The organism is Streptomyces sp. WZ-12 (assembly GCF_028898845.1).
In the GTDB taxonomy this organism is placed as follows: Bacteria; Actinomycetota; Actinomycetes; order Streptomycetales; family Streptomycetaceae; genus Streptomyces.
In genome coordinates this window covers 3,038,720-3,064,076 of sequence record NZ_CP118574.1, presented here as the reverse complement: position 1 = coordinate 3,064,076, position 25,357 = coordinate 3,038,720, and the positions used below count along the sequence as shown (strand labels likewise).

Here is a 25,357-nt window from a genome sequence, read left to right as displayed (position 1 = left end):
ACCCTCAGCTTCGAGAAGAGACGCAGATGACCGAGCAGGCCACCGGGGCCCACCATCCGCAGTCGCGGACCCGTAACTCCGGCGGATCGCAAGCGCCCGCGACCGTCGAGCACGTCACGGGCGCGCAGTCCCTCATTCGTTCGCTGGAGGAGGTCGGGGCCGACACCGTGTTCGGCATCCCCGGCGGTGCGATCCTTCCCGCCTACGACCCGATGATGGACTCCTCGAAGGTGCGGCACGTGCTGGTGCGGCACGAGCAGGGCGCGGGGCACGCCGCCACCGGATACGCCCAGGCCACCGGCAAGGTCGGGGTCTGCATGGCGACGTCCGGGCCGGGCGCCACCAACCTCGTCACCCCGATCGCCGACGCGCACATGGACTCCGTCCCGCTGGTCGCGATCACCGGGCAGGTCGCCTCCAAGTCGATCGGCACGGACGCCTTCCAGGAGGCGGACATCTGCGGCATCACCATGCCGATCACCAAGCACAACTGGCTGGTCACCGACCCGGCCGACATCCCCAAGACGATCGCCGAGGCGTTCCACGTCGCCTCCACCGGCCGCCCCGGCCCGGTCCTGGTCGACATCGCCAAGGACGCCCTCCAGGCGCAGACCACCTTCGTCTGGCCGCCCCACACCGACCTGCCCGGCTACCGCCCGGTCACCAAGCCGCACGCCAAGCAGATCCGCGAGGCCGCCCGGCTGATCGCCGAGTCCAAGCGCCCGATCCTCTACGTCGGCGGCGGCGTCCTCAAGGCCGGTGCCACCGCCGAGTTGAAGGTGCTCGCCGAGCTGACCGGAGCCCCGGTCACCACCACCCTGATGGCACTGGGCGCGTTCCCCGACACCCACCCCCAGCACGTGGGGATGCCCGGCATGCACGGCGCGGTCACCGCCGTCGCCGCGCTCCAGAAGGCGGACCTGCTCATCACCCTCGGCGCCCGCTTCGACGACCGGGTCACCGGCAAGCTGGACTCCTTCGCCCCGGGTGCCAAGGTCGTGCACGCCGACATCGACCCCGCCGAGATCGGCAAGAACCGCGCCGCGGACGTGCCGATCGTCGGGGACGCCCGCGAGGTCATCGCCGACCTGATCGTCGCGGTCCAGGCCGAGTTCGAGGCGGGCCACAGGGGCGAGGCCGCCCGAACGGGATATGCAGCCTGGTGGAAGGACCTCAACCGCTGGCGCGAGACCTACCCGCTGGGCTACGAGCTGCCCGACGACGGCAGCCTCTCCCCGCAGCAGGTCATCGAGCGGGTCGGCCAACTCGCCCCGGAGGGCACCATCTTCGCCGCCGGCGTCGGCCAACACCAGATGTGGGCCGCGCACTTCATCGACTACGAGCAGCCCGCCACGTGGCTGAACTCCGGCGGCGCCGGCACCATGGGCTACGCCGTGCCCGCCGCGATGGGCGCCAAGGCCGGCAAGCCGGACCGCACGGTCTGGGCGATCGACGGCGACGGCTGCTTCCAGATGACCAACCAGGAACTGGTCACCTGCGCGCTCAACAACATCCCGATCAAGGTCGCGATCATCAACAACGGCGCGCTGGGCATGGTCCGCCAGTGGCAGACCCTCTTCTACAACCAGCGCTACTCCAACACCGTGCTGCACTCCGGCCCCGAGGACGTCAACCCGGAGGCCCGGGGCACCCGCGTCCCGGACTTCGTCAAGCTGGCCGAGGCGATGGGCTGCGCCGCGCTGCGCTGCGAGGACCCGGCCGACCTGGACAAGGTCATCGAGGAGGCCAACGCCATCAACGACCGCCCGGTCGTGGTGGACTTCATCGTCCACGAGGACGCCCAGGTGTGGCCGATGGTCGCCGCCGGCACCTCCAACGACGAGGTGATGGCCGCCCGGGGCGTCCGTCCCGACTTCGGCGACAACGAGGACGACTGACAGCCAGGACGTCAACGGACGCACGGAAGAAGAGAGAAGACGACATGTCCAAGCACACGCTCTCCGTCCTGGTGGAGAACACCCCCGGCATCCTCGCCCGGATCGCCGCGCTGTTCTCCCGCCGCGGCTTCAACATCGACTCGTTGGCGGTCGGCGTCACCGAGCACCCCGACATCTCCCGCATCACCATCGTGGTCAGCGTCGAGTCGCTGCCGCTGGAGCAGGTCACCAAGCAGCTCAACAAGCTGGTCAACGTGCTCAAGATCGTTGAGCTGGAGCCCGGTTCGGCCATCCAGCGCGAACTGGTCCTGGTGAAGGTCCGCGCCGACAACGAGACCCGCTCGCAGATCGTCGAGATCGTCCAGCTCTTCCGCGCCAAGACCGTTGACGTCTCCCCGGAGGCCGTCACGATCGAGGCCACCGGTTCCAGCGACAAGCTGGAGGCGATGCTCAGGATGCTGGAGCCGTTCGGCATCAAGGAACTGGTGCAGTCCGGCACCATCGCGATAGGGCGTGGCGCCCGGTCCATCACCGACCGCTCGCTGCGCGCGCTGGACCGCACGGCCTGACCTACCTGCCCGCCGCGGCCCCGCCGGACCGCATGGCGAGACCCGCCGACCTTCCCCACCCCGCCCGACATACTGTGTGGGCACCCGCTAGAACCAAGGAGATACCCGAAGTGGCCGAGCTGTTCTACGACGACGACGCCGACCTGTCCATCATCCAGAACCGCAAGGTGGCGGTCATCGGCTACGGAAGCCAGGGCCACGCCCACGCGTTGTCCCTGCGCGACTCGGGCGTCGACGTGCGCGTCGGTCTGCACGAGGGCTCCAAGTCGAAGGCCAAGGCCGAGGAGCAGGGCCTGCGCGTGGTGACGCCCGCCGAGGCCGCCGCCGAGGCCGACGTCATCATGATCCTGGTGCCGGACCCGATCCAGGCCCAGGTCTACGAGGAGTCCATCAAGGACCACCTCAAGGACGGCGACGCGCTGTTCTTCGGCCACGGCCTGAACATCCGCTTCGGCTTCATCAAGGCCCCGGCCGGCGTGGACGTCTGCATGGTCGCCCCCAAGGGCCCGGGCCACCTGGTCCGCCGTCAGTACGAGGAGGGCCGCGGCGTTCCGTGCATCGCCGCCGTCGAGCAGGACGCCACCGGCAAGGCGTTCGACCTGGCGCTCTCCTACGCCAAGGGCATCGGCGGCACCCGCGCCGGCGTCATCAAGACCACCTTCACCGAGGAGACCGAGACCGACCTCTTCGGCGAGCAGGCCGTGCTCTGCGGCGGCGCCGCCGCCCTGGTCAAGGCCGGCTTCGAGACCCTCGTCGAGGCGGGCTACCAGCCGGAGATCGCCTACTTCGAGTGCCTCCACGAGCTGAAGCTGATCGTGGACCTGATGTACGAGGGCGGCCTGGAGAAGATGCGCTGGTCGATCTCCGAGACCGCCGAGTGGGGCGACTACGTCACCGGCCCGCGGATCATCACCGACGCCACCAAGGCGGAGATGAAGAAGGTGCTCACCGAGATCCAGGACGGCACCTTCGCCAACAACTGGATGGCGGAGTACAAGGCCGGCCTGCCGAAGTACAACGAGTACAAGAAGGCCGACGAGAACCACCTGCTGGAGACCACGGGCAAGGAGCTGCGCAAGCTGATGAGCTGGGTGGACGACGAGGCGTGAGCCACCGGACGAGGGGGTCGCGACACCGTTCGCGACCCCCTCGTCCGCATGCCGCCGCACCTTCCGCCTACCGCCTTGTCCACCGCGTAGAACCACGCATGAGTGATCCTTACGCAACGGCACAGCCCGTTCGGCGCCCCGCCACTACACTGCTCGTCACAAGCGCGTCAGGCTCACAGCGTCGTGCGTCTTCCACGCGGCTTTTCCCCCTTCACCGCCTTCGGCCGTCGGGACGGCCGTCCGCGAAGGACTAGTGAGGACTGAAGACCACGTGAGCACTGCCAACTCGGGTAAACCCGTTGTACTGATCGCCGAGGAACTGTCGCCGGCCACCGTTGACGCCCTCGGCCCGGACTTCGAAATCCGGCACTGCAACGGCGCCGACCGCGCCGAACTGCTGCCCGCCATCACCGACGTCGACGCCATCCTCGTGCGCAGTGCGACGAAGGTCGACGCCGAGGCGATCGCCGCCGCCAAGAAGCTGAAGGTCATCGCGCGCGCCGGCGTGGGCCTGGACAACGTCGACGTCTCCGCCGCCACCAAGGCCGGCGTGATGGTCGTCAACGCCCCGACCTCCAACATCGTCACCGCCGCCGAGCTCGCCTGTGGCCTGCTGGTCGCCACCGCCCGCAACATCCCGCAGGCCAACACCGCGCTGAAGAACGGCGAGTGGAAGCGCAGCAAGTACACCGGCGTCGAGCTCAGCGAGAAGACCCTCGGCGTGGTCGGCCTCGGCAGGATCGGCGTCCTGGTCGCCCAGCGGATGTCCGCCTTCGGCATGAAGGTCGTCGCCTACGACCCCTATGTGCAGCCGGCCCGCGCCGCGCAGATGGGCGTCAAGCTGCTGACCCTGGACGAGCTGCTGGAGGTCTCGGACTTCATCACCGTCCACCTCCCCAAGACCCCCGAGACCCTCGGCCTGATCGGCGACGAGGCGCTGCACAAGGTCAAGCCGAGCGTCCGGATCGTCAACGCCGCCCGCGGCGGGATCGTCGACGAGGCGGCGCTGGCCAGCGCGCTCAAGGAGGGCCGGGTCGCCGGCGCGGGCCTGGACGTGTACGCCGTCGAACCGTGCACCGACTCCCCACTGTTCGACTACGACCAGGTCGTGTGCACCCCGCACCTCGGTGCCTCCACGGGCGAGGCGCAGGAGAAGGCGGGTATCGCGGTCGCCAAGTCGGTGCGGCTGGCGCTGGCCGGCGAGTTGGTGCCGGACGCGGTCAACGTCCAGGGCGGCGTGATCGCCGAGGACGTCAAGCCGGGGCTGCCGCTGGCCGAGCGGCTGGGCCGGATCTTCACCGCGCTGTCCGGCGAGGTCGCCCTGCGGCTCGACGTCGAGGTGTACGGCGAGATCACCCAGCACGACGTCAAGGTGCTCGAACTCTCCGCGCTCAAGGGCGTGTTCGAGGACGTCGTGGACGAGACGGTGTCCTACGTCAACGCCCCGCTGTTCGCGCAGGAGCGCGGCGTCGAGGTGCGGCTGACCACCAGCAGCGAGTCGCCCGAGCACCGCAACGTGGTCACCGTCCGCGGCACGCTCGCGGGCGGCGAGGAGGTGTCGATCTCCGGCACCCTGGCCGGCCACAAGAACGTCCAGAAGATCGTCGCGGTGGGGGAGCACTCCATCGACCTCGCGCTCGCCGACCACATGGCGTTCCTGCGGTACACCGACCGCCCCGGCGTGGTCGGCACCGTCGGCCGGATCCTGGGCGAGGCGGGCATCAACATCGGCGGCATGCAGGTCTCCCGCGCCGATGTCGGCGGCGAGGCGATGGTGGTGCTGACCGTCGACGACACCATTCCGGCGAATGTGCTGACCGAGATCTCCGACGAGATCGGTGCGAGCTCGGTGCGCGCGGTGAACCTCACCCACTGACGCCACCGCGCTCCGCGCAGGTCAACGGGCCCGGTCCCCGCGTGAAGCGGGGGCCGGGCCCGCGGTCGTTCCGGGCATCGTACGCAGGCGGCGGCCGGGGCGCCCGCGGTGACTGACCTCTCAACCATTCACCCGTTCGGGCTAAAGAGGGTGGCTGGTGGACGCCCCGTGAGCAGCGTCGGGGGGCCGCCGTGGCCGGTGGCCGCCCGGTTCCCCGAGTCGCTGGGGCGGCGATCGCGGCGCGCAATGGGAACTGCGCGTGTCCCAGAGGAGGTGCGCGCGGAAGGAGGCAGGACGCCATGAACGCACCCCTGGGTGGCACTCCGCAGAGTCTGACCGGGCTGCACGTGGTGGACGCGGAGGGCGCGAAGGTGGGCGTCGTCCAGCAGGTCTACCGCGACGACGCCACCAACGAGCCGGAGTGGATCACCGTGCGGACCGGGTTGTTCGGGATGAAGGAGACCTTCGTGCCGCTGGCCGGGGCCCGGCGGCTGGGCGACGAACTGCACGTCCCGCACACCAAGGAGACGATCAAGGACGCGCCGCGGATCGACGCCGAGGGCCACCTCGACCCCTCCGAGGAGGAGCGGCTCTACCGCCACTACGGGCTGATCCGGCCCGGGATCACCGGGGCTGCCGGCGCGGCCGGTGCCGCGGGTGCGGTGGGGCGGGCCACCGGGCCGGGCGCCGCCTCGTCCCGGCCGACCGTGACCAGTGGGACCACCGGCGGGCAGAGCGCGGGCGCGGCCGACATCCGGCGCCGGGCGGCGGCGGACGCCCCGCTGACGCACCGCACCCGCGCCGGCGGCGAGCGCAACAAGCTGACCGATGCCCGGACTTCGGGCGCGGACCGGCCGATGGCCCTCTCGCGCCGCCGGGCCGAGACGGACGCGGCCCGCGAGGCGGAGGGCACCACCGAGATCGTGCTGTCCGAGGAGCGGGTCGAGATCGGCACCGAGGAGCACGAGTCCGGCCGGGCCCACCTGCGCAAGCACGTGGTCACCGAGGACGTGCACCGCACCGTGCCGGTCAGCCACGAGGAGGTCCGGGTGGTCCGAGAGAGGATCACCGAGGAGGACCGGCGGGCCGGGCGCGGCGGGCCGCAGATCGGCGAGGGCCAGGTCGAGGTCGTGCTGCACGAGGAGCAGCCGGTGATCAACAAGCGGACCGTGCCGGTCGAGCGGGTCCGGCTGGAGACCGAGCGGGTCACCGAGCAGCGCGAGGTCACCGCCGAAGTCCGCAGGGAGACGCTGGAGTTCGACGACGGCACCGGGACCCAACGGGGCACCGAGCGCGGCGGACCGGGCCTCGGCCGGACGCGCTGAACGGGACCGGCGGCGCCGAGCGGGACCGGCCGGCACGAGCGGGCCGGGCGCCCGGCGCCGCGGCCCGCGTCCGGGCAAGTCGCCCGCGCCGCCGCCCCGTTCGGCCGCCCGCGCGCCGTGCGCCGGACCGGGCCGGCGCTCACCTCCCCGGGCGGGTCAGCAGCAGCTCGGTGTTGTGGTCGGCGGGCGCGCCCAGCTTGGCGTCCGGGGTGGCGTAGGGGTCGTTGTAGGACAACTCGCGGTACAGGGCGGCGAGTCCGGCGTCCGAGGTGTCGGCGGGGGAGGCGGCGTACGGGGCGGCGGACTCGATCAGGGTGGTGAACAGGGAGAGCGTCCCGTCGCCGTTGTCGGCCAGCTCGATGATCCGGGCGTGCTGCGGATAGTCCACGTGCGAGGCGGTGTTGATCTCCCAGAAGGCGCGCTCGGGGACGGCGTGCGCGTGCGGGGTGATGCGGTTCTCGTGGGTGTGGCCGTTGACCCAGGCGACGACGTTGGGGAAGCGCTGCAACAGGGCGACCAGGGCCTTGCCGTCGTGCCGGCCCTCGAACGGGCGGTAGGGGTCGGGCAGCAGATTGCCCATGGTGGCGCTGGTGTGGTGGCTGAACAGGACGATCAGCGCGTCACCCCCGCTGCCGCGCACCGGGCGGCCGTCGGCGTCGTACCAGCGGCTGCTGTGCGCCTTCAGCGTCGACTCCAGCCAGTGCAACTGCTCGGTGCCGAGCGAACCGTCCGCCCAGCCGGCCCGGTTGGTGGTGTCCAGGCTGATGCCGAGGACGCCCTCGGCGAGCGGGAGGGTGTAGTAGAGCCGGCCGCTGGCCGCCGCGTCGGAGGTGAAGCCGTGGCCCACCGGGCCGGGGCCGGTGTGCGCCGGGTCCAGATGGGCCTTGGCGAACTCGGCCGGGGTGAACGGGTGGCGCCGCTCGTCCGGGGTGACCTTGCGGATCGCGCCGCGGTCGGCCAGCAGTGAGCCGAGCAGCGTGGCGGCGTGGCCCGGGTCGTTCCGCAGGGCGTCGGCCAGCTTGGCCGCGGTGGTGTCGTCGCAGCCCTCCAGCTTGCGGTCGCCGGTGTAGAGCGCGTTCAACAGGCCGAGGTCGGGCAGGGTGCCCTGGATGCTGTCGTCGTGGTTGCCGACCGTGGTGTACCAGGGGACGGACAGGCCGGGCGCGGTGAACGGGCGGGTCGCGCCGGAGAGAAAGCCCGGTATCTCGGGCAGGCCCTTGGCCTTGTAGTCGTCCCGGATCGGGGACTCCGGGTTCCAGTACGCGGCGTTGCCGGAGTTCTGCACGCCCTCGTAGCGCTTGGGGTCGCCGCTGTTGGGGGTGATCCGACCGCCGCTCATCACCGTCAGATACCAGTCGAGCTCGATCTTCTCGTGGTTGTCGGTGTTGTCGCCGGTGGCCATGACCAGGCCGAACGGCCGGCCGGTGTACGGGCCTTGGCGCACCGCGTTGACCCGCTCGACGAGGGAGGCGGCGCCGCGCACCGTCAGCGCCTCCTGCGGGCGGTGCGCGCTGTCGATGAACCGGGCCAGATACTCGAACCGCACCGGCGACTCGACGTCCGCCAGGTGCAGGTCGGTGAACTGCACGAACGAGGCGAGGCCGGTCCGGCGGTCGTCCCGCCCGGCGCTCCCGGCGGCCAGCTCGCGGCGCACCACCAGCGGCCAACCCGGCCCGGCCACCAGCCTCTTGTACGCCCCGGTGCCGGTCGGCCGGGCGGCCTGCTCCAGGGTGGTGCCCCCGGTCCGCACGGCCCGCGCGGCGGTGGCCGCCAGCGCCCGGTCGGAGGCGGCCGCCGACCACAGCGCCGCGCCCGCCAGCGCGGCGGACGCCCTCGACACGAACTGGCGGCGGTTCATCCCGTGCATCAAATCCCCCTGGAGTGGCCGCACATGGCGGGTCGGCGACGGGTCCCGCGAGCCGGTCCGGCGGCCGGGCACCCTCGATCGGCGCACACGCTACTTGCCGGTAGTGGCCGGCAACAGGCCCTGTGGACAAAGGGTTTGCGGCCGTCAGATGGCCAACAGATGCCATCCCGGGGCACTCCAGGCATCCCCCGGCGGCCGCCTCACAGCGGCCTCACAGCCACCTCACAACCGGGCCGCCTTCAGAGCCATGTGGAGCAGCAGGCGGTCCGCTCCCTCGTCGAGGTCCAGCCCGGTCAGCTTCTCGACCCGGCCCAGGCGGTAGTAGAGCGTCTGGCGGTGGATGCCGAGCTGCTGGGCGGTGCGGCCGGCCTGGCCGGCGCAGTCGAGGAACGCCTCGACCGTACGGGCGAGTTCGGCGTGCGCGGGGGCGAGCAGCGGGCCGACGGCCGGGTCGGGCGCGGCGGCCGGGAGGGCGGTCAGCAGGCGGTAGGCGCCGAGGTCGGTCCACTCGGCGACGGGGCTGAGCCGGGGCTCGGCGCGGGCCGCGCGGGCCGCGGCCAGGGCCTGCCGCCAGGAGTCCGGCAGCTCGGTCAACTCCCGGGTGGGGACGCCGATTCCGGCCGCGCCCCGGGTGGGACGGGCTCCCGTCCGGCCGGTCGCCGCGGGCGCGCTGCCGGCTCGCGGCGAGCGCAGCAGATGGTCGGCGGCGGTGTGGGCCGGGGCGAGCGAGGCGGCCTGGCGCAGCCGGACCAGCGCGGCCAGCACGGGCTCCGCGGCGCCCGGGCCCGGCCGGTCCGGCGCTCCGGCGTCCGCCGCGGGCAGCGGGCAGGCGGCGAGCAGTCCGGGCAGGGCCGGTAGCGGGGCCGCGTCGGTGGCGGTGGTGTCCCAGGGGAGGACGGCGACCAGGGTGAGCGGGGTGCCGGGGGAGAAGCGGAGGGTGTCCCGGAGGGCGTCCCGCAACGCGCCCGCCGCGGCCGCGGCCTTGCCGTCCGTACGGGAGGTGAGCAACTCCCGGAGCACTTCGGCGAGTTCGGAGCCGGCTCGGGACTCCTCGGCCAGCAGGGCGCCGATCCGGGCGGCGCTCTCCATCGCCTGCGCCATCCGGGGGTCCGGCGGGGTGTCGTGGCCGCCCAGCTCCAGGTCGGTCAGATGGCCGTCGTCCAGCAGCCAGACGTAGCCGTGCACCACGCCCCGGTGCCGTACCGGGAGACAGATCCGGCCTTTGAACACGCCGGCCGCCGGGTCCGGCGGGATCCGCAGCGGGGAGGTGGCCCGGGCGATCCCGAACGCCTCGAACCACGCCCGCACCGCCGCCGAGGACCGCCGCTGGAGGATCGAGCGGGTCCGCACCGGGTCCATGACCTCGTCGTCCTCGCCCTCATGCGCCCCGAAGGCGATGAGTTGGAAGTCCCGGTCCTCCAGGGTCGCCGGCGCGCCGAGCGCCGCCGAGATCTCGTCCACCAACTGTTGGTAGTCGCTGCGCACCGTCGCCCGGCCCCTCTCCTGTCCCTGCCGTCACCTCACTCCCATTCTCATACATCTGTCTGAGATGCCGGCCACGAAGGCGTGACAGCTGTCGATGGCCGGAAAGTGGCGAGATCCTTAAATTTCAGGTGGCTCATCTTGCCGCCGCGTGCCGCCGCTCGGCGCCCGCCCCGGCATTTGTCATCCTGAATCGTGGAGGTGCCCCATGCTGGGTCCCGTGCTTCTCGCCGCCGCGCGCAGCGACAGCATCCGACGCGTCGTCGCGGCCGCTCCGGTCACCCGTCCCGTGGTGGACCGGTTCGTCGCCGGCGAGCACCTGGACGAGTCGATGGCGGCGGTGCGCACCCTCGCCGCCCGCGGCATGGAGGTCACCCTCGACCACCTCGGCGAGGACATCACCGACCCGGCCGAGGCGCTCCGCAACCGCGACGCCTATCTCCAGTTGGCCGCGGCGCTCAAGGAGTTGGGGCTCGGCCCCAAGGCCGAGATGTCGGTGAAGCTCTCCGCCTTCGGGCAGGCGCTGTCCGGTGGACACGACCTCGCGCTGCGCAACGTCACCCCCGTCGTCGAGGCCGCCGCCGAGGCCGGCACCACCGTGACGCTGGACATGGAGGACCACACCACGGTCGACTCCACCCTGGCGATCCTCAAGGAGCTGCGCGAGCGGTTCCCGCAGACCGGCGCGGTGCTGCAGTCCTACCTCTTCCGCACCGAGGACGACTGCCGCGCACTGGCCGGGGAAGGCTCCCGGGTGCGACTGGTCAAGGGCGCGTACAAGGAGCCCGCGGCGGTCGCGTTCCAGGACAAGCGGGAGGTCGACCGGGCCTATGTGCGCTGCCTGAAGATCCTGATGGCGGGGAAGGGCTACCCGATGGTCGGGTCCCACGACCCGCGGATGGTCGCCATCGCCCAGGAGCTGGCGCACCGCAGCGGCCGCAAGCCCGCCGACTACGAGTTCCAGATGCTGTTCGGCATCCGCGAGGCGGAGCAGCGGCGCCTGGTGGAGGAGGGCCACCGGATGCGGGTCTACATCCCGTACGGGACGGACTGGTACGGCTACTTCATGCGCCGGCTCGCCGAGCGCCCCGCCAACCTGGCCTTCTTCCTGAGGTCCCTGGCCACCCGCGGCTGACCCCTGCCGACCGGCTCTTTTGGGGCGGGATTTACCATCCCTTTTGAGAGCCTATGGGTGGATTCTGGAAGTGGGGGAAACCTCCGGGGGCGGCGCCTTCACCGCCGCCTCCGGGACACCCGCCGTGGCAGTGGCCTCGGCACGACCGACGTACACCGACGTACGACAACGAAACGATCGCGAACGACGATCGCAAGCGTAAGGAGACACGGCCGCTATGGACGCTGTGACCCAGGTCCCCGTGCCGGTGAACGAGCCGGTGCACAGCTACGCCCCGGGCAGCCCGGAGCGCTTCCGCCTGGAGGCCAAGCTCAAGGAGCTGGCCGGCAACCCCATCGAGCTGCCGATGACCATCGGCGGTGAGCGGCGGATGGGCGGCGGCGAGCGCTTCGACGTCGTGCAGCCGCACCACCACTCCGCCCGCCTGGGCACGTACGCCAACGCCACCGTCCAGGACGCCCAGGACGCGGTGGACGCCGCGCTGGCCGCCGCCCCCGCCTGGCGCGCGATGCCCTTCGACGACCGTGCCGCGATCATCCTCAAGGCCGCCGACCTGCTCGCCGGTCCCTGGCGCGAGACGCTGGCCGCCGCCACCATGCTCGGCCAGTCCAAGACCGCCCAGCAGGCCGAGATCGACACCCCCTGCGAGCTGGTCGACTTCTGGCGCTTCAACGTCCACTTCGCGCGGCAGATCCTGGCCGAGCAGCCGCCGGTGAACTCCCCGGGCGTCTGGAACCGCTCCGACCACCGCCCCCTCGAAGGCTTCGTCTACGCGATCACGCCCTTCAACTTCACCGCGATCGCCGGCAACCTCCCCACCGCCCCCGCCCTGATGGGCAACGTCGTGGTCTGGAAGCCGTCCCCGACGCAGACCTTCGCCGCGGTGCTGCTGATGCGCCTGCTGGAGGAGGCCGGCCTGCCGCCCGGCGTCATCAACCTCGTCACCGGCGACGGCAAGGACGTCTCCGAAGTGGCCCTGACCCACCCCGAGTTGGCCGGCATCCACTTCACCGGCTCGACCAGGACCTTCCAGTACCTCTGGAAGACGGTCGGCACCAACATCGAGGCGTACAAGACCTATCCGCGGCTGGTCGGCGAGACCGGCGGCAAGGACTTCATCGTCGCCCACCCCTCGGCCGACCGCGCCGTGCTGAAGACCGCCATGACCCGCGGCGCCTTCGAGTTCCAGGGGCAGAAGTGCTCCGCGGCCTCCCGCGCCTACGTCCCGGCCTCGCTGTGGAACGCCGGCTTCAAGGAGGAGTTCGCCGCCGAGGTCGACGCCCTGACCATGGGTGACGTCACCGACCTGGCGCACTTCATGGGCGCCGTCATCGACGAGCGCTCGTTCGCCAAGAACAAGGCGGCGATCGACCGCGCCAAGGCCGACCCGACCGTCGAGGTCGTGGCCGGCGGCACCTACGACGACAGCGTGGGCTACTTCGTCCGCCCGACGGTCCTGGTCTCCACCGACCCGGAGAACGAGATCTTCAAGGACGAGTACTTCGGCCCGATCCTCGGCGTGTACGTCTACGACGACTCGGTCGAGGGCGGCTACGGGGCGATGCTGGACCAGATGGAGTCCGCCTCGGCCTACGGCCTGACCGGTGCCGTCATCGCCCAGGACCGCGCCGCGGCCGTCGCCACCTGCGAGCGGCTGCGGTTCGCCGCGGGCAACTTCTACATCAACGACAAGCCCACCGGCGCCGTCGTCGGCCAGCAGCCGTTCGGCGGCGGCCGGGCCTCCGGCACCAACGACAAGGCCGGCGCCAAGCAGAACCTGATGCGCTGGACCTCGACCCGCTCCATCAAGGAGACGCTGGTCCCGCCGACCGACTACCGGTACCCGCACATGGGCTGACACCCGCCCCTGCCGAGGGCCCGGCCTCCCCTTTTCGGGGGGCCGGGCCCTCGGCGTTTCCGGCTGCCGGGTCGCTTCCGTCTCAAATAGTAGGAAGCCCAAGTAATTGTGCAGACAGCACGGCCGCGCTGGCCTAGCTTTGTAGAAGCCGAACGCTTCGCTCCATCCAGCGAACGCGGATGCGGCCCGGCACGCCGAGCGCAGGTGACCCCTGTGGTGCCGCGGCCCCCGCCCCTTTGGCCATCCCTGCACCACCCACCCCTCTTCTTCGACGCACCCCTTCAGCTCGGGGCTTTGGCATTGGAGACGCGCATCATGGCCGAGACCATCGTCCGCAGGACCCGTCACTCCTCCCGTCAGACCAACGACGCCGACCGCCGCAACGCCGCGGCCGCCCTCCAGCGCGCACTCGACCGCCGCGACAACGGCGGCGCCACCGGTCACTGAGCCACGCCGACCCCGCTCATGCGCGAAGGGGCGCCCGGGAGTTGGTCCCGGGCGCCCCTTCGCGCGGTGGTGCGGGCGGTCAGTGTCGGCGGCGGGACCGGGTGACCGCGAAGTGGTCGATGCGCTCACCGGACTCGGCGAGGGCGGTGACCGCCATCCTGGGCCGGGCGCCCGGGGTGACCTCGACGGCGATGAACGAGTAGCCGGTGTAGCGGACCCGGGACCACTCGACGCTCTCCTTGGCCTTCGCCCCGCCCTTGATCCAGTGGTAGGTGTCCACGTGGTCGAGGTCCTTCACGTGGCCCTCGTAGCTGTCGGGCACGGGGAAGTCGTACAGCGACTTCCCGGCGCCGCCGGCCGTGACGTAGACGATGCCCTCGTGCGCGGCGTCGACGGTCTCCCCGACGGGGACCCGCTTGGCCACGTGGCCGCCCTTGAGGGCGTCGGTGCGCTCGTAGACGTGGTTGTGGCCGTTGATCACCAGGTCCACCTGGTGCTTCTCGAAGAGCGGCAGCCAGGCGTCCCGGACCCCGCCCTCCGAGGCGTGCGAGTTGGTGGTGGAGAAGGCGCAGTGGTGGAAGAAGACCACCAGGAAGTCGATGCCGTGGGCGGCGCGCAGCTCGCCGAGCCGGCGGTCCAGCCAGCGGGTCTGTCGGCCCTGCGTGTAGCCGGCGTTGGCGGGGATCTCGTAGGAGACGTCGTTGGCGTCCAGGGCGATCACCGCGACGTTCCCGTAGGTGAACGAGTAGACGCCGGGGGCGTGTTGGGGGTCCGGGCCGTTGGTCGGCAGCGACCAGCGGGCCGACTGGCCGCCGTAGCCGTTGGGGGAGTACCACGCCTCCATGTCGTGGTTGCCGGTGGTCACCATCCACGGCACCGACTTGGCCACCGTCTCGGTCTGGGCGAGGAACTGGTCCCAGGTGCGGGCGTCGTAGGTGTCGTGCTCGGAGCCCTGGCCGTCCGGGTCGGCGTAGCAGATGTCGCCCGCGTGCAGGTGGAAGGACGGGTTCTGCCCCAGGATCAACTGGTCGTTGGCGAGCGCGTGGTAGCTGACGCCCTGGTCGCCGAAGGCGGTGAAGACGAACTTCTCGGCGCGGGCCGGCGCGGTGCGGAAGGTGCCGACGGTGCCGAAGTGGCGCGGGTCGGCGGGGTCGAAGCCGTCGTGGCCGACGCCGTAGTAGTAGGTGGTGCCCGGGCGCAGGCCGTCCAGGGCCGCGTGCAGATAGAACTGGTCGACCGCCGGCAGCTTGCCGGACAGCGCCGGGGTGTGCAGGTGGCGCACCTCCGCCGGGACCTTGCGGCCCAGGTCCCAGGGGGTCGAACCGACCCGCAGGAACGGCCGCTTGACCGCGAACGGCACCTGCCAGGACACCCGCATCTGGGTCCGCGGATCGGCGCCGAAGGCGAGGTGGCGGCCGAACGGGGCGACCAGGTGGCCGTCGACGGCGGCGGTGGCGGGCGCGGAGAGCAGCGTCGGGCCGGCGGGCTGAGCGGCCTGCGCGGCCGGGGCGGTCAGCAGGCCGGCGCCGGCGACCATGCCGGCGGTCACCGCGGAGCTGCGCAGCAGGCCCCGGCGGGTCAGCTTGGTGCGGAGGTACTCGTGCTGCTCGGGCATGGTCATCCGGGCCGCGAGGTGCTCCGGTATGCCGACGCGGGGGGTGTGCGAGGGCTGGGGGCGCTCCCCCCGGGGGTGTGCAGTCATGTGGCCGAATCTGACAAGTCCGACCGACGGCGGTGGGGCCCGCGGGTGAACGGCGGATGGCCGCTGGCTGTCGGCCGGTGCACCCTGTCCGCATGTCGGACATGACGTGTCAATCAATGGGACGAAGAGTAGGGTCCAGGCATGTCTCGCAGCATTCGCCTCGCAGTGATCCCCGGTGACGGAATCGGCCAGGAAGTCGTGGCGCAGGGCCTGAAGGTCCTGACCGCGGTCCTCCCGCAGGACGTCAAGCTGGAAACCAAGGAGTACGACCTCGGGGCCAGGCGCTGGCACCGCACCGGCGAGACCCTCCCGGACGCGGAGCTGGCGGCGCTCAAGGAGCACGACGCGATCCTGCTCGGCGCGATCGGCGACCCCTCGGTGCCGTCCGGCGTCCTGGAGCGCGGACTGCTGCTCAAACTCCGCTTCGCCTTCGACCACTTCGTCAACCTGCGTCCCTCGAAGCTCTTCCCGAACACCGCGACGCCGCTGGCCGGCCGCCCCGACATCGACTTCGTCGTCGTCCGCGAGGGCACCGAGGGCCCGTACACCGGCAACGGTGGCAGCCTGCGCACCGGCACCCCCGCCGAGGTCGCCACCGAGGTCAGCGTCAACACCGCCTACGGCGTGGAGCGGGTGGTCCGGGACGCCTACGAGCGGGCCAACTCCCGCCCGCGCAAGAAGCTGACGCTGGTGCACAAGAACAACGTCCTGGTCTACGCCGGCCACATGTGGAAGAACATCTTCGACAAGGTCGGCCGGGAGTACCCCGAGGTCACCACCGACTACCTGCACGTCGACGCGGCGACGATCTTCCTCGTCACCCAGCCCGAGCGGTTCGACGTGATCGTCACCGACAACCTCTTCGGCGACATCCTCACCGACCTCGCCGCGGCCGTCACCGGCGGCATCGGCCTGGCCGCCTCCGGGAACATCAACCCCACCGGGGAGTTCCCCTCGATGTTCGAGCCGGTGCACGGCTCCGCGCCGGACATCGCGGGCACCGGCAAGGCCGACCCGACCGCCACCATCCTCTCCGTCGCCCTGCTGCTCCGGCACCTCGGCCTCGACGAGCAGGCGGCCCGCATCGAGGCGGAGGTCGCCGCCGACCTGGAGGCCAGGGACGGTACGGCCCGCACCACCGACCAGATCGGGGACGCGCTCGCCGCACGCGTAGCGGGCTGACGCCCGACGCACCAGCAGTACCGACAGCGCCGGGCCGACCACGGTCCGGCGCTGTCCGCATACCCCGACCCCGGCCCGTCTGGGCAACCGGCGGGTCGGATGCCACCATCTGACGCGGGCCGCGCACACCGGTTCCAGAGGCGGACACCCACGCGCGATAATCGGACGAGGGGCCGTCGGTCGGAAACTCGAAACGTCCCAGTAACGACCGGTACGGCCACGGGACGACGGTGTGCGGCCGCTCCCCACCGCACCGGTGCGGCGAGCGGGGAACGCCCCCGGCCGGAGGGCCGGTGATCCTCCCCGGCGCACGCTGGGTGGGGAGTACCCCCGGTATCGGACACGCAGCGAAGGACACGGATACATGACGACGCCCACCATCGAGCTCAAGCCCTCCGCGCATCCGCTGCCCGCGGCGGAGCGGGAGAAGATCCTCGCCGCCCCCGGTTTCGGCCGGTACTTCACCGACCACATGGTGACGATCAAGTGGACCGAGGGGCGCGGTTGGCACGACGGGCAGCTCGTGCCCTACGGTCCGCTCTCCCTCGACCCGGCGACCAACGTCCTGCACTACGCCCAGGAGATCTTCGAGGGGCTGAAGGCGTACCGCCAGCCCGACGGCAGCGTCGCCACCTTCCGTCCGGACGCCAACGCCCGGCGCTTCCAGGCGTCCGCCCGCCGGCTGGCGATGCCGGAGCTGCCGGTCGAGACCTTCCTGGCCGCCTGTGACCTGCTGGTCCAGCAGGACCAGGACTGGGTGCCGCCGCACGGCGGCGAGGAGTCGCTCTACCTGCGCCCGTTCATGATCGCCACGGAGGTCGGGCTGGGCGTCAAGCCCGCCAACGAGTACCTCTTCGTCGTCATCGCCTCGCCCGCCGGCGCCTACTTCCCCGGCGGCGTCAAGCCGGTCTCCATCTGGCTGTCCGAGGACCGGGTGCGGGCCGTCCCCGGCGGCATGGGCGACGCCAAGACCGGCGGCAACTACGCCGCGTCGCTGCTGGCCCAGGCCGAGGCCGCGGCCCGCGGCTGCGACCAGGTCGCCTACCTCGACGCCGTGGAGCACACCTGGGTCGAGGAACTGGGCGGGATGAACCTCTACTTCGTCTACGGCGACAAGATCGTCACCCCGACGCTGACCGGCTCGCTGCTGCCCGGCGTCACCCGCGACTCGCTGCTCTCCGTCGCCCGCGACCTCGGCTACGAGGCGGAGGAGGGCCGGGTCTCCTGCGACCAGTGGCAGAACGACTCCGCCAGCGGCGCGCTCACCGAGGTCTTCGCCTGCGGCACCGCCGCGGTGATCACCCCGGTCGGCACGGTCAAGCGCGCGGGCGCCGAGTGGCACGAGTCCGGCGGCGAGCCGGGCAAGGTCACGCTGAAGCTGCGCGAGGCGCTGCTGGACATCCAGCGCGGGGTGGTCCCCGACGCGCACGGCTGGATGCACCGCATCGGCTGACGGCCCGCGTCTCCCGGACACCTTCGAAGGCCGCCCCGGCTCCCCGCCGGGGCGGCCTTCGCCGTCCGCGCGCGCGGGCCGGCGGGTCAGCCGACCTCGGCGGGCGCCTCCCGGGTCGGCGTCGCAGCCGGGTGCAGCGGCGGCACCGGGCGCGACTGCCGGGCGACCAGGGCGAGGTAGACGACGGCGGCGGTGGCGGCGGCCAGCAGGAAGCTCATGTCGATGCCGCCGGTGAGGTGCAGCAGCGGCCCCTCGTAGGGGGAGCCGACGGCCAGCAGGCCGACCGCTGAGCCCAGCGCCCAGGCGAGCGCGGCCCGCACGTTCCAGCCGGCCTTGAACCAGTACACGCCGCCGACCGTGCCGCGGTTGTAGACCTGGAGCGACTCCGCGTCGTAGACGCCGCGGCAGCGGACGAAGCCGATCACGGTGATGACCGCCCACGGCGTGCCGATGGCGGTCATCAGCAGGACGAAGGAGGTCATCGCGTTCTGCGCGTCCCACAGGAAGTGGCCGACGTAGACCAGCACGGTGGCGAGCGCGGCGACGACGTAGGTGGCCTGGGTGCGGGTGGCGCGCGGCAGGATCGCGTCCAGGTCCAGGCCCATGCTGTAGAGCATCAACCCGGAGTTGCCGGCCGATCCGGCCGAGGCGTTGAGCAGCAGGAACACCAGGTACCAGGCGGGTGCCCCGGCGACCAAAGGGCCGGCGTAGTCGGTGCCGGCGCCGACCGCGAGCGCGCTGAACGTGCCGAAGAGCTGCGGCACCAGCAGGCCGAGCACCAGCCCGAGGTAGGTGGCGCCGAAGACCGCCTTGGAGGTGTGGCGGCGCGGGGAGATGTAGCGGCTGTAGTCGCCGAGCAGGGTGATGAAGGCGATCGGGCCGCTCAGGCCGGCGGAGACCGCGGAGAGCAGCCAGGTCTGCCAGTAGCCGCCGAGCGCGTAGTGGACGCCGGGCACCGGGCCGGTGCTGAAGTGGTGGGCGTAGGCGAGGAGGCCGATCACCAGCAGGACCGTCAGGCCCACCGCGAGCACCTTGCTGAGCCGCAGCAGCACCTTGTAGCCGTAGACCGCGCCGACGGCGGTGGCCGCGGCCAGCACCGCGTAGACGAGCGCGTACGCCGCCCCGTCGGCCGGCAGGCCGGTGAGGCGGTGCAGGCAGTCGACCATCGCGTCGCCGCCGACCCACAGGGTCAGCGCGGTGTAGCCGAGCGAGAGCAGCAGCCCGATCACCGAGCCGATGAGCCGGCCGCGGACGCCGAAGAAGGCGCCGCTGGAGGTGGAGAGGTTGGTCGCGCTGCGCAGCGAGACCAGGGCGAGCGGCGCGGTCAGCAGCGCGCCCACCAGGGTGCCGGCGGCGAGGGAGGTGACCGAACCCCAGAAGCCGAGGCCGAAGGAGACCGGGAGCCAGCCGAAGATCACCACGCCGAGCGCGAGGTTCGAGCCGAGCAGGATGGAGACCAGGTCACGCGGGCGACTGGTCCGCTCCTCGTCCGGGACGGTGTCGACTCCGCGTTGTTCTATCGGCATGAGGGCTCCCCTGAGAGGCCGGAACGAAAAGGTTTCGAAGCGGTGCTGGTGCGGTGCTCCGTCGGTGGGTGGGGCGTTCGTCGGCGATGCCTACGAAGTGGGGGCTCGCGCCGGCGAGGACTTTTGAGTGATGCTCTAAGAACGATCAGTTCAAGCCATCCATTAGAGCGACGCTCAATATGAAGCACACTTCCCGACTAGGTCAATGGTTTCGGAATGATGAATTCCGAGTTAGAGTGGCGCTCAATTCGAGCGGGAGGAAGGGACCGGATGCGGCTCACCCCCACGGAACGCGACCGACTGCTGTTGTTCGGCGCGGCGGAACTGGCGCGGGCCCGGCGGGCTCGCGGACTGAGGCTGAACGTGCCCGAGGCGACCGCGTTGATCGCCGACACGGTCTGCGAGGCGGCGCGGGACGGGCGCCGCCTCGCGCAGGCCATCGAGGCGGCCCGCAGCGTGTTGGGCCCCGATGACGTGCTGCCGGGGGTGGCCGATGTCGTCACCGAGGTGCATGTGGAGGCCGTCTTCGACGACGGTTCCCGGCTCGCGGTGGTCAGCGATCCGTTCCAGGGCGGTGGACTCGGCGAGCGCGCCCCGGGTGCGGTGTTGCCCGGTCCGGCCGATCCGGAGCCCGAGCCCGCGTTGACGCTCACGGTCCGCAACACCGCGACCGTGCCGATCAGCGTCACCTCGCACTTCCACTTCTTCGAGGTCAACCCCCGGTTGGAGTTCGACCGCGGGGCCGCCTACGGCATGCGGTTGTGCGTCCCGGCGGGCTCGTCGGTGCGGTTCGATCCCGGTGGGGTGAGTGAGGTCGGGCTGGTGCCGATCGGTGGCGAGCGGATCGCGATCGGCTTCGCCGGGCTCGTCGACGGCCCGCTGGACGCGCCGGGCGCCAAGACCGAAGCGCTGCGGCGGGCCGCCGCCTGCGGCTATCTGGGAGCGGAGGAGCAGGGATGACCCGGAGCATCGACCCGCACGAGTACGCCGCGGTCCATGGTCCGCGTGCCGGTGACCGGGTTGTCCTGGGCGACAGCGGGCTGGTCGTCCGGGTGGAGTCCGACTCGCAGAAGCGCGGTGAGGAGTTCCTGGCCGGCTTCGGCAAGACCGCCCGTGACGGGTTGCACCTCAAGGCCGCCGCGGTGCGCGAGACCTGCGACGTGGTGATCAGCAACGTCCTGGTGATCGATGCGGTCCAGGGCATCCGCAAGACCTCCATCGGCATCCGCGCGGGGCGCATCCACGCCATCGGTCGGGCCGGTAACCCCGACACTCTCGACGGCGTCGACGTCGTCGTCGGCACGGGCACCTCGATCGTCTCCGGCGAGGGGATGATCGCCACCGCCGGTGCCATCGACACCCACGTCCACCTGCTCTCCCCGCGGGTGATGGAAGCCTCGCTGGCTTCCGGCGTGACCACCATCATCGGCCAGGAGTTCGGCCCGGTCTGGGGCGTCGGCGTCAACTCCCCCTGGGCGCTGGGCCATGCGTTTGGCGCCTTCGACGCCTGGCCGGTCAACATCGGCTTCCTGGGCCGTGGTTCGTCCTCCGACCAGGCCCCGCTGGTCGAGGCGCTGGCCGAGGGCGGCGCGTTGGGTTTCAAGGTCCACGAGGACATGGGCGCGCACGCCCGCGCCCTGGACACCGCCCTGCGGGTCGCCGAGGACCACGACGTCCAGGTCGCCCTGCACAGCGACGGGTTGAACGAGTGCCTGTCGGTCGAGGACACCCTGGGCGTCCTGGACGGCCGCACCATCCACGCCTTCCACATCGAGGGCTGCGGCGGCGGGCACGTCCCCAACGTCCTGAAGATGGCCGGCGTGCCCAACGTCATCGGTTCCTCCACCAACCCCACCCTCCCCTTCGGGCGGGATGCGGTCGCCGAGCACTACGGCATGATCGTCTCCGTTCACGACCTGAAGACCGACCTGCCCGGCGACGCCGCCATGGCCCGCGACCGCATCCGGGCCGGCACCATGGGCGCCGAGGACGTGCTGCACGACCTGGGGGCGATCGGCATCACCTCCTCCGACGCCCAGGGCATGGGCCGGGCCGGCGAGACCGTCCGCCGCACCTTCGCGATGGCCGGCAAGATGAAGGCCGAACTCGGCCCGACCGAGGGCGACGGCCCGCACGACGACAACGCCCGCGTCCTGCGCTACATCGCCAAACTCACCATCAACCCCGCCCTCGCGCACGGCCTTTCGCACGAGGTCGGATCGATCGAGGTCGGCAAGATGGCCGACCTCGTGCTGTGGCAGCCGCAGTTCTTCGGCGCCAAACCGCAACTGGTCCTCAAGTCCGGCTTCCCCGCCTACGGCGTCACCGGCGACCCCAACGCCGCCACCGACACCTGCGAACCCCTGGTGCTGGGGCCGCAGTTCGGGGCGCACGGCGCCACCCCGGCCGAGATCTCGGTGGCCTTCGTCGCCGGCGCCGCGGCCCAACAGGGCGGCGACACCCTGCCCACCCGCCGGCGCCGGGTCGCCGTCCGCGGCACCCGCGGCATCGGCCCCCGCGACCTGATCCACAACGCCCGCATCGGCGACGTCCAGGTCGACCCCCGCACCGGACTGGTCACCCTCGACGGCGAGCCGATGCGCTCCGAACCGGCCGACGTCGTCTCGCTGTCCAGGCTCTACTTCCTCTGACGCCACCGGCCGCCGGCCCGCACCCACCGCCCCGGGACACCGTCCCGCCCCACGCCCCCTTCCGCTCCGCGACCTGAGCGCACCTTCCGAGGACCGAGGACCCTTATGAACACCCCTGCCGCCGACGGCTTCCGGATGCCCCCCGAGTGGGCCCCGCACGAGCGCACCTGGATGGCCTGGCCCGGCCCCAACTTCACCTTCGGCGCCGAGGGCGACGCCTCGCTCGCCGAGGCCCGCCGCGCCTGGGCCGCCATCGCCCGTGCGGTCCGGCGGTACGAGCCGGTCACCGTCGTCGCGAGCCCCGGCCAACTGGACGGCGCCCGCGCCCTGCTCGGCGACGGCATCGACCTCGTCGAACGCCCCCTCGACGACGCCTGGATGCGCGACATCGGCCCCACCTTCCTCACCGACGGCAACGGCCAACTGGCCGCCGTCGACTGGGTGTTCAACGGCTGGGGCGCCCAGGACTGGGCCGTCTGGGACCGCGACGCGCAGATCGCCGAGCAGGTCGCCGACCTCGCCGGCGCCCGCCGCTACGCCACCTCCCTGGTCAACGAGGGCGGCGGCATCCACGTCGACGGCGAGGGCACCGTCCTGCTCACCGAGACCGTCCAGCTCGACCCGGGCCGCAACCCCGGCCGCAGCAAGGAGGAGGTCGAGGCGGAGATCCACGCCCACCTCGGCACCGCCAAGGCCATCTGGCTGCCGCGCGGACTGTACGCCGACTACGGCCAGTTCGGCACCCGCGGCCACGTCGACATCGTCGCCGCCTTCGCCCGCCCCGGCGTGGTGATGCTGCACACCCAGCCCGACCCCGGCCACCCCGACCACGCCATCTGCACCGAGCTCGGCAAGCTGCTGCGCGCCGCCACCGACGCCCGCGGCCGGCACCTGGAGGTCGTGGAGGTCCCGGCGCCCACCGTCGTCGAGGTGGCCGGCGAACCGGTCGACTACTCCTACCTCAACCACCTCCAGTGCAACGGCGGCATCGTCCTGTGCGCCTTCGACGACCCGCGCGACGAGGAGGCGGCCGCGCTCTTCCGCCGGCTCTTCCCCGGCCGCGACGTGACCCTGGTCGACGCCCGTACGATCTTCGCAGCGGGTGGCGGCATCCACTGCATCACCCAGCAGCAACCGAGGGTCTGACCCACCAGGCCCGCCCCGACCCCGGAGGTCCCCGTGCCCGGTCCCGTACGCCGTCCCCGGCGGCGGCTCAGCCAGCCGCGCGAGCAGGTGCTGGCCGCGGCGATGGCCACCATCGCCACCGAGGGGCTGGACCGGCTGACCATGGCGGGGCTGGGCCGCGAGGTCGGGATGAGCAGCGGCCACATCCTCTACTACTTCGGCACCAAGGACGAGCTGCTGCTGCAGACCCTCCAGTGGAGCGAGGAGCAGCTCGGCGCCGACCGCCGGGCCACCCTCGCCCGCCAGGTCTCCGCCCGTGAGCGGCTGGACGCCCTGGTCGACCTCTACCTCCCCGAGGGCCACCGCGACCCGCGCTGGACGCTCTGGCTGGAGGTCTGGGTCCGCTCCCAGAACGCCGACGACGAGACCCGCCAGCGCCAGCTCGACCTCGAACTGGCCTGGCACCGCGACCTGGTCGCGCTGCTCGTCGAGGGCGCCTCCAAGGGCGAGTTCCGGCCCGTCGACGCCGAGCGCTTCGCCACCCGCACCCGCGCCCTCCTGGACGGCTTCGGCACCCACCTCGTCGTCGGCCTGCCCGGCACCGACCGCGACGGGGCGCGCCGCGAGGTCCGGCACTTCCTGGACGAGGCGCTCACCCCGCCCGGGGACTGACCGCCACCGCACCGGCCCGGGCCGCGGCCGCCGTGACCGCAAGGCACGCAAGTACGCGTGATCGTTGCCGCCGCCACCCTTGCCGAAGGGCCCGCTCTCGACGACCGTGATCGGCTATGGGACGAGAGCAGTGGAAGAAGATCTGGGTCGGCTCGGCCGGCAACATGGTGGAGTGGTTCGACTGGTTCGTCTACGCCAGTTTCGCGGTGTACTTCGCCGACGCGTTCTTCCCCAAGGGGAACGACACCGCCAACCTCATGAACACCATGGGGATCTTCGCCGTCGGCTTCTTCCTGCGCCCGGTCGGCGGCTGGCTGCTCGGCCGGGTCGGTGACCGCCGGGGCCGCAAGGCCGCCCTCACCCTGACCGTGACCCTGATGTCCGCCTCGGCCGTCCTGATCGCCGTCGCCCCCACCTACGCCGTCGCCGGCTACGGCGGCATCGCCGTCCTCCTGGTGGCCCGGATGCTCCAGGGCCTCTCGGTCGGCGGCGAGTACGCGGCCAGCGCCACCTACCTCACCGAGGCGTCCGCGCCCGAACGCCGCGGCTTCGCCTCCAGCTTCCAGTACGTGTCGATGACCGCCGGCCAACTGCTGGGCTTGGCCCTCCAGATCGTCCTCCAGCGCACCATGTCCGAGGAGGCGCTGCACAGTTGGGCCTGGCGGATCCCGTTCATCGTCGGCGCGCTGGGCGCCGGCATCGTCTTCTACCTGCGCCGCACCATGCTGGAGACCGAGGTCTACGCCGAGGACGACCAGGCCCGCACCGACCCCGACCGCGGCACCATGAAGGCGCTGTGGGCCCACAAGCGCGAGGCGTTCCTGGTCATCGCCCTCACCATGGGCGGCACCGTGGCGTACTACACGTACACCACCTACCTCACCAAGTACCTCTCCGGCACCGCCGGGTTGTCCAAGCCCACCGCCTCCCTGGTGAGCTTCTGCGCGCTGTTCCTCTTCATGTGTCTCCAGCCGTTGGCCGGCCATCTGTCGGACCGGATCGGCCGCCGCCCGCTGCTGATCACCTTCGCGGTCGGCTCCACCCTCCTGACCGTGCCGATCATGACGATGCTCAAGCACGCCGGCTCCTTCTGGCCCGCGCTCGGACTGTCGCTGCTGGCCCTGGTCGTGGTCACCGGCTACACCTCCATCAACGCCTGTGTGAAGGCCGAGCTGTTCCCCACCGGCATCCGCGCGCTGGGTGTCGCGCTGCCCTACGCCATCGCCAACGCCCTCTTCGGCGGCACGGCCGAGTACGTCGCCCTGTGGTTCAAGAACGCCGGCATCGAGTCCGGCTTCGCCTGGTACGTCTCCGGCTGCGCGGCGGTTTCCCTGGTCGTCTACCTGACGATGCGGGAGACCCGGACCATCGACCTGGGCCGCGTCGGGACGGCGCGCGGCGACGGGAGCGCGGACCAGGACCGGGCGCTCGCATCCTGAGACGACGCCGTGCCGGGGGCGGTGGTGTGCCACACTGCCCC

The 25,357-nt window shown here is 71.8% G+C and carries 19 protein-coding genes; 15 read left to right on the top strand and 4 right to left on the bottom strand.

Annotation, left to right across the window (positions count from 1 at the left end; genetic code table 11):
- Nucleotides 1-26 precede the first annotated feature (26 nt).
- The 5 genes from PV796_RS12765 to PV796_RS12745 all read left to right on the top strand — a co-directional run bounded on the left by PV796_RS12765 (nucleotide 27) and on the right by PV796_RS12745 (nucleotide 6,777).
- A complete protein-coding gene (locus tag PV796_RS12765; protein WP_274913100.1) occupies nucleotides 27-1,898 on the top strand; it encodes an acetolactate synthase large subunit in 1,872 nt (623 codons plus the stop codon).
- A gap of 44 nt (nucleotides 1,899-1,942) precedes the next feature.
- Entirely contained in the window at nucleotides 1,943-2,467 is a 525-nt protein-coding gene (gene ilvN / locus PV796_RS12760; RefSeq protein ID WP_274913099.1) for an acetolactate synthase small subunit, read from the top strand.
- 110 nt (nucleotides 2,468-2,577) lie between these two features.
- Nucleotides 2,578-3,576 (top strand): ketol-acid reductoisomerase, encoded by a 999-nt coding sequence (gene ilvC / locus PV796_RS12755; RefSeq protein WP_274913098.1) that lies wholly within the window; start codon nucleotides 2,578-2,580, stop codon nucleotides 3,574-3,576.
- A 271-nt stretch (nucleotides 3,577-3,847) separates the two neighbouring features.
- The gene (gene serA, locus PV796_RS12750) at nucleotides 3,848-5,452 is read left to right on the top strand and encodes a phosphoglycerate dehydrogenase (protein ID WP_274913096.1); all 1,605 of its coding nucleotides are present in this window, start codon (nucleotides 3,848-3,850) and stop codon (nucleotides 5,450-5,452) included.
- A gap of 299 nt (nucleotides 5,453-5,751) precedes the next feature.
- Complete coding sequence (locus PV796_RS12745; RefSeq protein WP_274913095.1) at nucleotides 5,752-6,777, top strand: PRC and DUF2382 domain-containing protein; 1,026 nt, start codon at nucleotides 5,752-5,754, stop codon at nucleotides 6,775-6,777.
- A gap of 139 nt (nucleotides 6,778-6,916) precedes the next feature.
- Here PV796_RS12745 and PV796_RS12740 read toward each other — a convergent pair whose 3' ends face one another.
- The gene (locus PV796_RS12740; RefSeq protein WP_274913094.1) at nucleotides 6,917-8,644 is read right to left on the bottom strand and encodes a TIGR03767 family metallophosphoesterase; all 1,728 of its coding nucleotides are present in this window, start codon (nucleotides 8,642-8,644) and stop codon (nucleotides 6,917-6,919) included.
- A 222-nt stretch (nucleotides 8,645-8,866) separates the two neighbouring features.
- Nucleotides 8,867-10,129 carry a PucR family transcriptional regulator gene (locus PV796_RS12735; RefSeq protein ID WP_274913092.1) on the bottom strand — a complete coding sequence of 421 codons (1,263 nt, stop codon included), beginning with the start codon at nucleotides 10,127-10,129 and terminating at the stop codon, nucleotides 8,867-8,869.
- A gap of 205 nt (nucleotides 10,130-10,334) precedes the next feature.
- Here PV796_RS12735 and PV796_RS12730 point away from each other — a divergent pair, with 205 nt between their 5' ends.
- The 3 genes from PV796_RS12730 to PV796_RS12720 all read left to right on the top strand — a co-directional run bounded on the left by PV796_RS12730 (nucleotide 10,335) and on the right by PV796_RS12720 (nucleotide 13,566).
- Complete coding sequence (locus tag PV796_RS12730) at nucleotides 10,335-11,261, top strand: proline dehydrogenase family protein (protein WP_274913091.1); 927 nt, start codon at nucleotides 10,335-10,337, stop codon at nucleotides 11,259-11,261.
- Nucleotides 11,262-11,478: 217 nt separating this feature from the next.
- Nucleotides 11,479-13,119: an L-glutamate gamma-semialdehyde dehydrogenase gene (gene pruA / locus PV796_RS12725; protein ID WP_274913090.1), complete on the top strand. Its 1,641-nt coding sequence runs from the start codon at nucleotides 11,479-11,481 to the stop codon at nucleotides 13,117-13,119.
- Between the two features lie 315 nt (nucleotides 13,120-13,434).
- Nucleotides 13,435-13,566: a hypothetical protein gene (locus PV796_RS12720; RefSeq protein WP_274913088.1), complete on the top strand. Its 132-nt coding sequence runs from the start codon at nucleotides 13,435-13,437 to the stop codon at nucleotides 13,564-13,566.
- A gap of 79 nt (nucleotides 13,567-13,645) precedes the next feature.
- Here PV796_RS12720 and PV796_RS12715 read toward each other — a convergent pair whose 3' ends face one another.
- Entirely contained in the window at nucleotides 13,646-15,268 is a 1,623-nt protein-coding gene (locus tag PV796_RS12715; protein WP_274913087.1) for a purple acid phosphatase family protein, read from the bottom strand.
- Between the two features lie 141 nt (nucleotides 15,269-15,409).
- On the opposite strand from PV796_RS12715, the gene PV796_RS12710 reads away from it, so the two are divergent.
- Entirely contained in the window at nucleotides 15,410-16,450 is a 1,041-nt protein-coding gene (locus PV796_RS12710; protein ID WP_274913086.1) for a 3-isopropylmalate dehydrogenase, read from the top strand.
- Between the two features lie 364 nt (nucleotides 16,451-16,814).
- Nucleotides 16,815-17,903 carry a branched-chain amino acid aminotransferase gene (locus PV796_RS12705; RefSeq protein ID WP_274913085.1) on the top strand — a complete coding sequence of 363 codons (1,089 nt, stop codon included), beginning with the start codon at nucleotides 16,815-16,817 and terminating at the stop codon, nucleotides 17,901-17,903.
- 86 nt (nucleotides 17,904-17,989) lie between these two features.
- Here PV796_RS12705 and PV796_RS12700 read toward each other — a convergent pair whose 3' ends face one another.
- Nucleotides 17,990-19,429 carry a cytosine permease gene (locus PV796_RS12700; RefSeq protein WP_274913084.1) on the bottom strand — a complete coding sequence of 480 codons (1,440 nt, stop codon included), beginning with the start codon at nucleotides 19,427-19,429 and terminating at the stop codon, nucleotides 17,990-17,992.
- Nucleotides 19,430-19,699: 270 nt separating this feature from the next.
- On the opposite strand from PV796_RS12700, the gene ureA reads away from it, so the two are divergent.
- The 5 genes from ureA to PV796_RS12675 all read left to right on the top strand — a co-directional run bounded on the left by ureA (nucleotide 19,700) and on the right by PV796_RS12675 (nucleotide 25,316).
- Nucleotides 19,700-20,389 carry an urease subunit gamma gene (ureA, locus tag PV796_RS12695; RefSeq protein WP_274913083.1) on the top strand — a complete coding sequence of 230 codons (690 nt, stop codon included), beginning with the start codon at nucleotides 19,700-19,702 and terminating at the stop codon, nucleotides 20,387-20,389.
- Nucleotides 20,386-22,080 carry an urease subunit alpha gene (locus PV796_RS12690; protein ID WP_274913082.1) on the top strand — a complete coding sequence of 565 codons (1,695 nt, stop codon included), beginning with the start codon at nucleotides 20,386-20,388 and terminating at the stop codon, nucleotides 22,078-22,080. The genes ureA and PV796_RS12690 overlap by 4 nt, the downstream gene beginning before the upstream one ends.
- Nucleotides 22,081-22,185: 105 nt before the next feature.
- A complete protein-coding gene (locus PV796_RS12685; protein WP_274913081.1) occupies nucleotides 22,186-23,226 on the top strand; it encodes an agmatine deiminase family protein in 1,041 nt (346 codons plus the stop codon).
- Between the two features lie 33 nt (nucleotides 23,227-23,259).
- Nucleotides 23,260-23,877 carry a TetR/AcrR family transcriptional regulator gene (locus PV796_RS12680; protein WP_274913080.1) on the top strand — a complete coding sequence of 206 codons (618 nt, stop codon included), beginning with the start codon at nucleotides 23,260-23,262 and terminating at the stop codon, nucleotides 23,875-23,877.
- 116 nt (nucleotides 23,878-23,993) lie between these two features.
- On the top strand, nucleotides 23,994-25,316 hold the full coding sequence (locus PV796_RS12675) for an MFS transporter (RefSeq protein ID WP_274913079.1): 1,323 nt from the start codon (nucleotides 23,994-23,996) through the stop codon (nucleotides 25,314-25,316).
- Nucleotides 25,317-25,357: the final 41 nt, after the last annotated feature.

Bases quoted from the DNA above. Each gene is read 5' to 3' on its own strand.
- PV796_RS12765 (WP_274913100.1), top strand. From the start codon at position 27: ATGACCGAGCAGGCCACCGGGGCCCACCATCCGCAGTCGCGGACCCGT.
- ilvN (WP_274913099.1), top strand. From the start codon at position 1,943: ATGTCCAAGCACACGCTCTCCGTCCTGGTGGAGAACACCCCCGGCATC.
- PV796_RS12745 (WP_274913095.1), top strand. From the start codon at position 5,752: ATGAACGCACCCCTGGGTGGCACTCCGCAGAGTCTGACCGGGCTGCAC.
- PV796_RS12740 (WP_274913094.1), bottom strand. From the start codon at position 8,644: ATGCACGGGATGAACCGCCGCCAGTTCGTGTCGAGGGCGTCCGCCGCG.
- PV796_RS12730 (WP_274913091.1), top strand. From the start codon at position 10,335: ATGCTGGGTCCCGTGCTTCTCGCCGCCGCGCGCAGCGACAGCATCCGA.
- pruA (WP_274913090.1), top strand. From the start codon at position 11,479: ATGGACGCTGTGACCCAGGTCCCCGTGCCGGTGAACGAGCCGGTGCAC.
- PV796_RS12720 (WP_274913088.1), top strand. From the start codon at position 13,435: ATGGCCGAGACCATCGTCCGCAGGACCCGTCACTCCTCCCGTCAGACC.
- PV796_RS12715 (WP_274913087.1), bottom strand. From the start codon at position 15,268: ATGACTGCACACCCCCGGGGGGAGCGCCCCCAGCCCTCGCACACCCCC.
- PV796_RS12710 (WP_274913086.1), top strand. From the start codon at position 15,410: ATGTCTCGCAGCATTCGCCTCGCAGTGATCCCCGGTGACGGAATCGGC.
- PV796_RS12705 (WP_274913085.1), top strand. From the start codon at position 16,815: ATGACGACGCCCACCATCGAGCTCAAGCCCTCCGCGCATCCGCTGCCC.
- PV796_RS12700 (WP_274913084.1), bottom strand. From the start codon at position 19,429: ATGCCGATAGAACAACGCGGAGTCGACACCGTCCCGGACGAGGAGCGG.
- ureA (WP_274913083.1), top strand. From the start codon at position 19,700: ATGCGGCTCACCCCCACGGAACGCGACCGACTGCTGTTGTTCGGCGCG.
- PV796_RS12690 (WP_274913082.1), top strand. From the start codon at position 20,386: ATGACCCGGAGCATCGACCCGCACGAGTACGCCGCGGTCCATGGTCCG.
- PV796_RS12685 (WP_274913081.1), top strand. From the start codon at position 22,186: ATGAACACCCCTGCCGCCGACGGCTTCCGGATGCCCCCCGAGTGGGCC.
- PV796_RS12675 (WP_274913079.1), top strand. From the start codon at position 23,994: ATGGGACGAGAGCAGTGGAAGAAGATCTGGGTCGGCTCGGCCGGCAAC.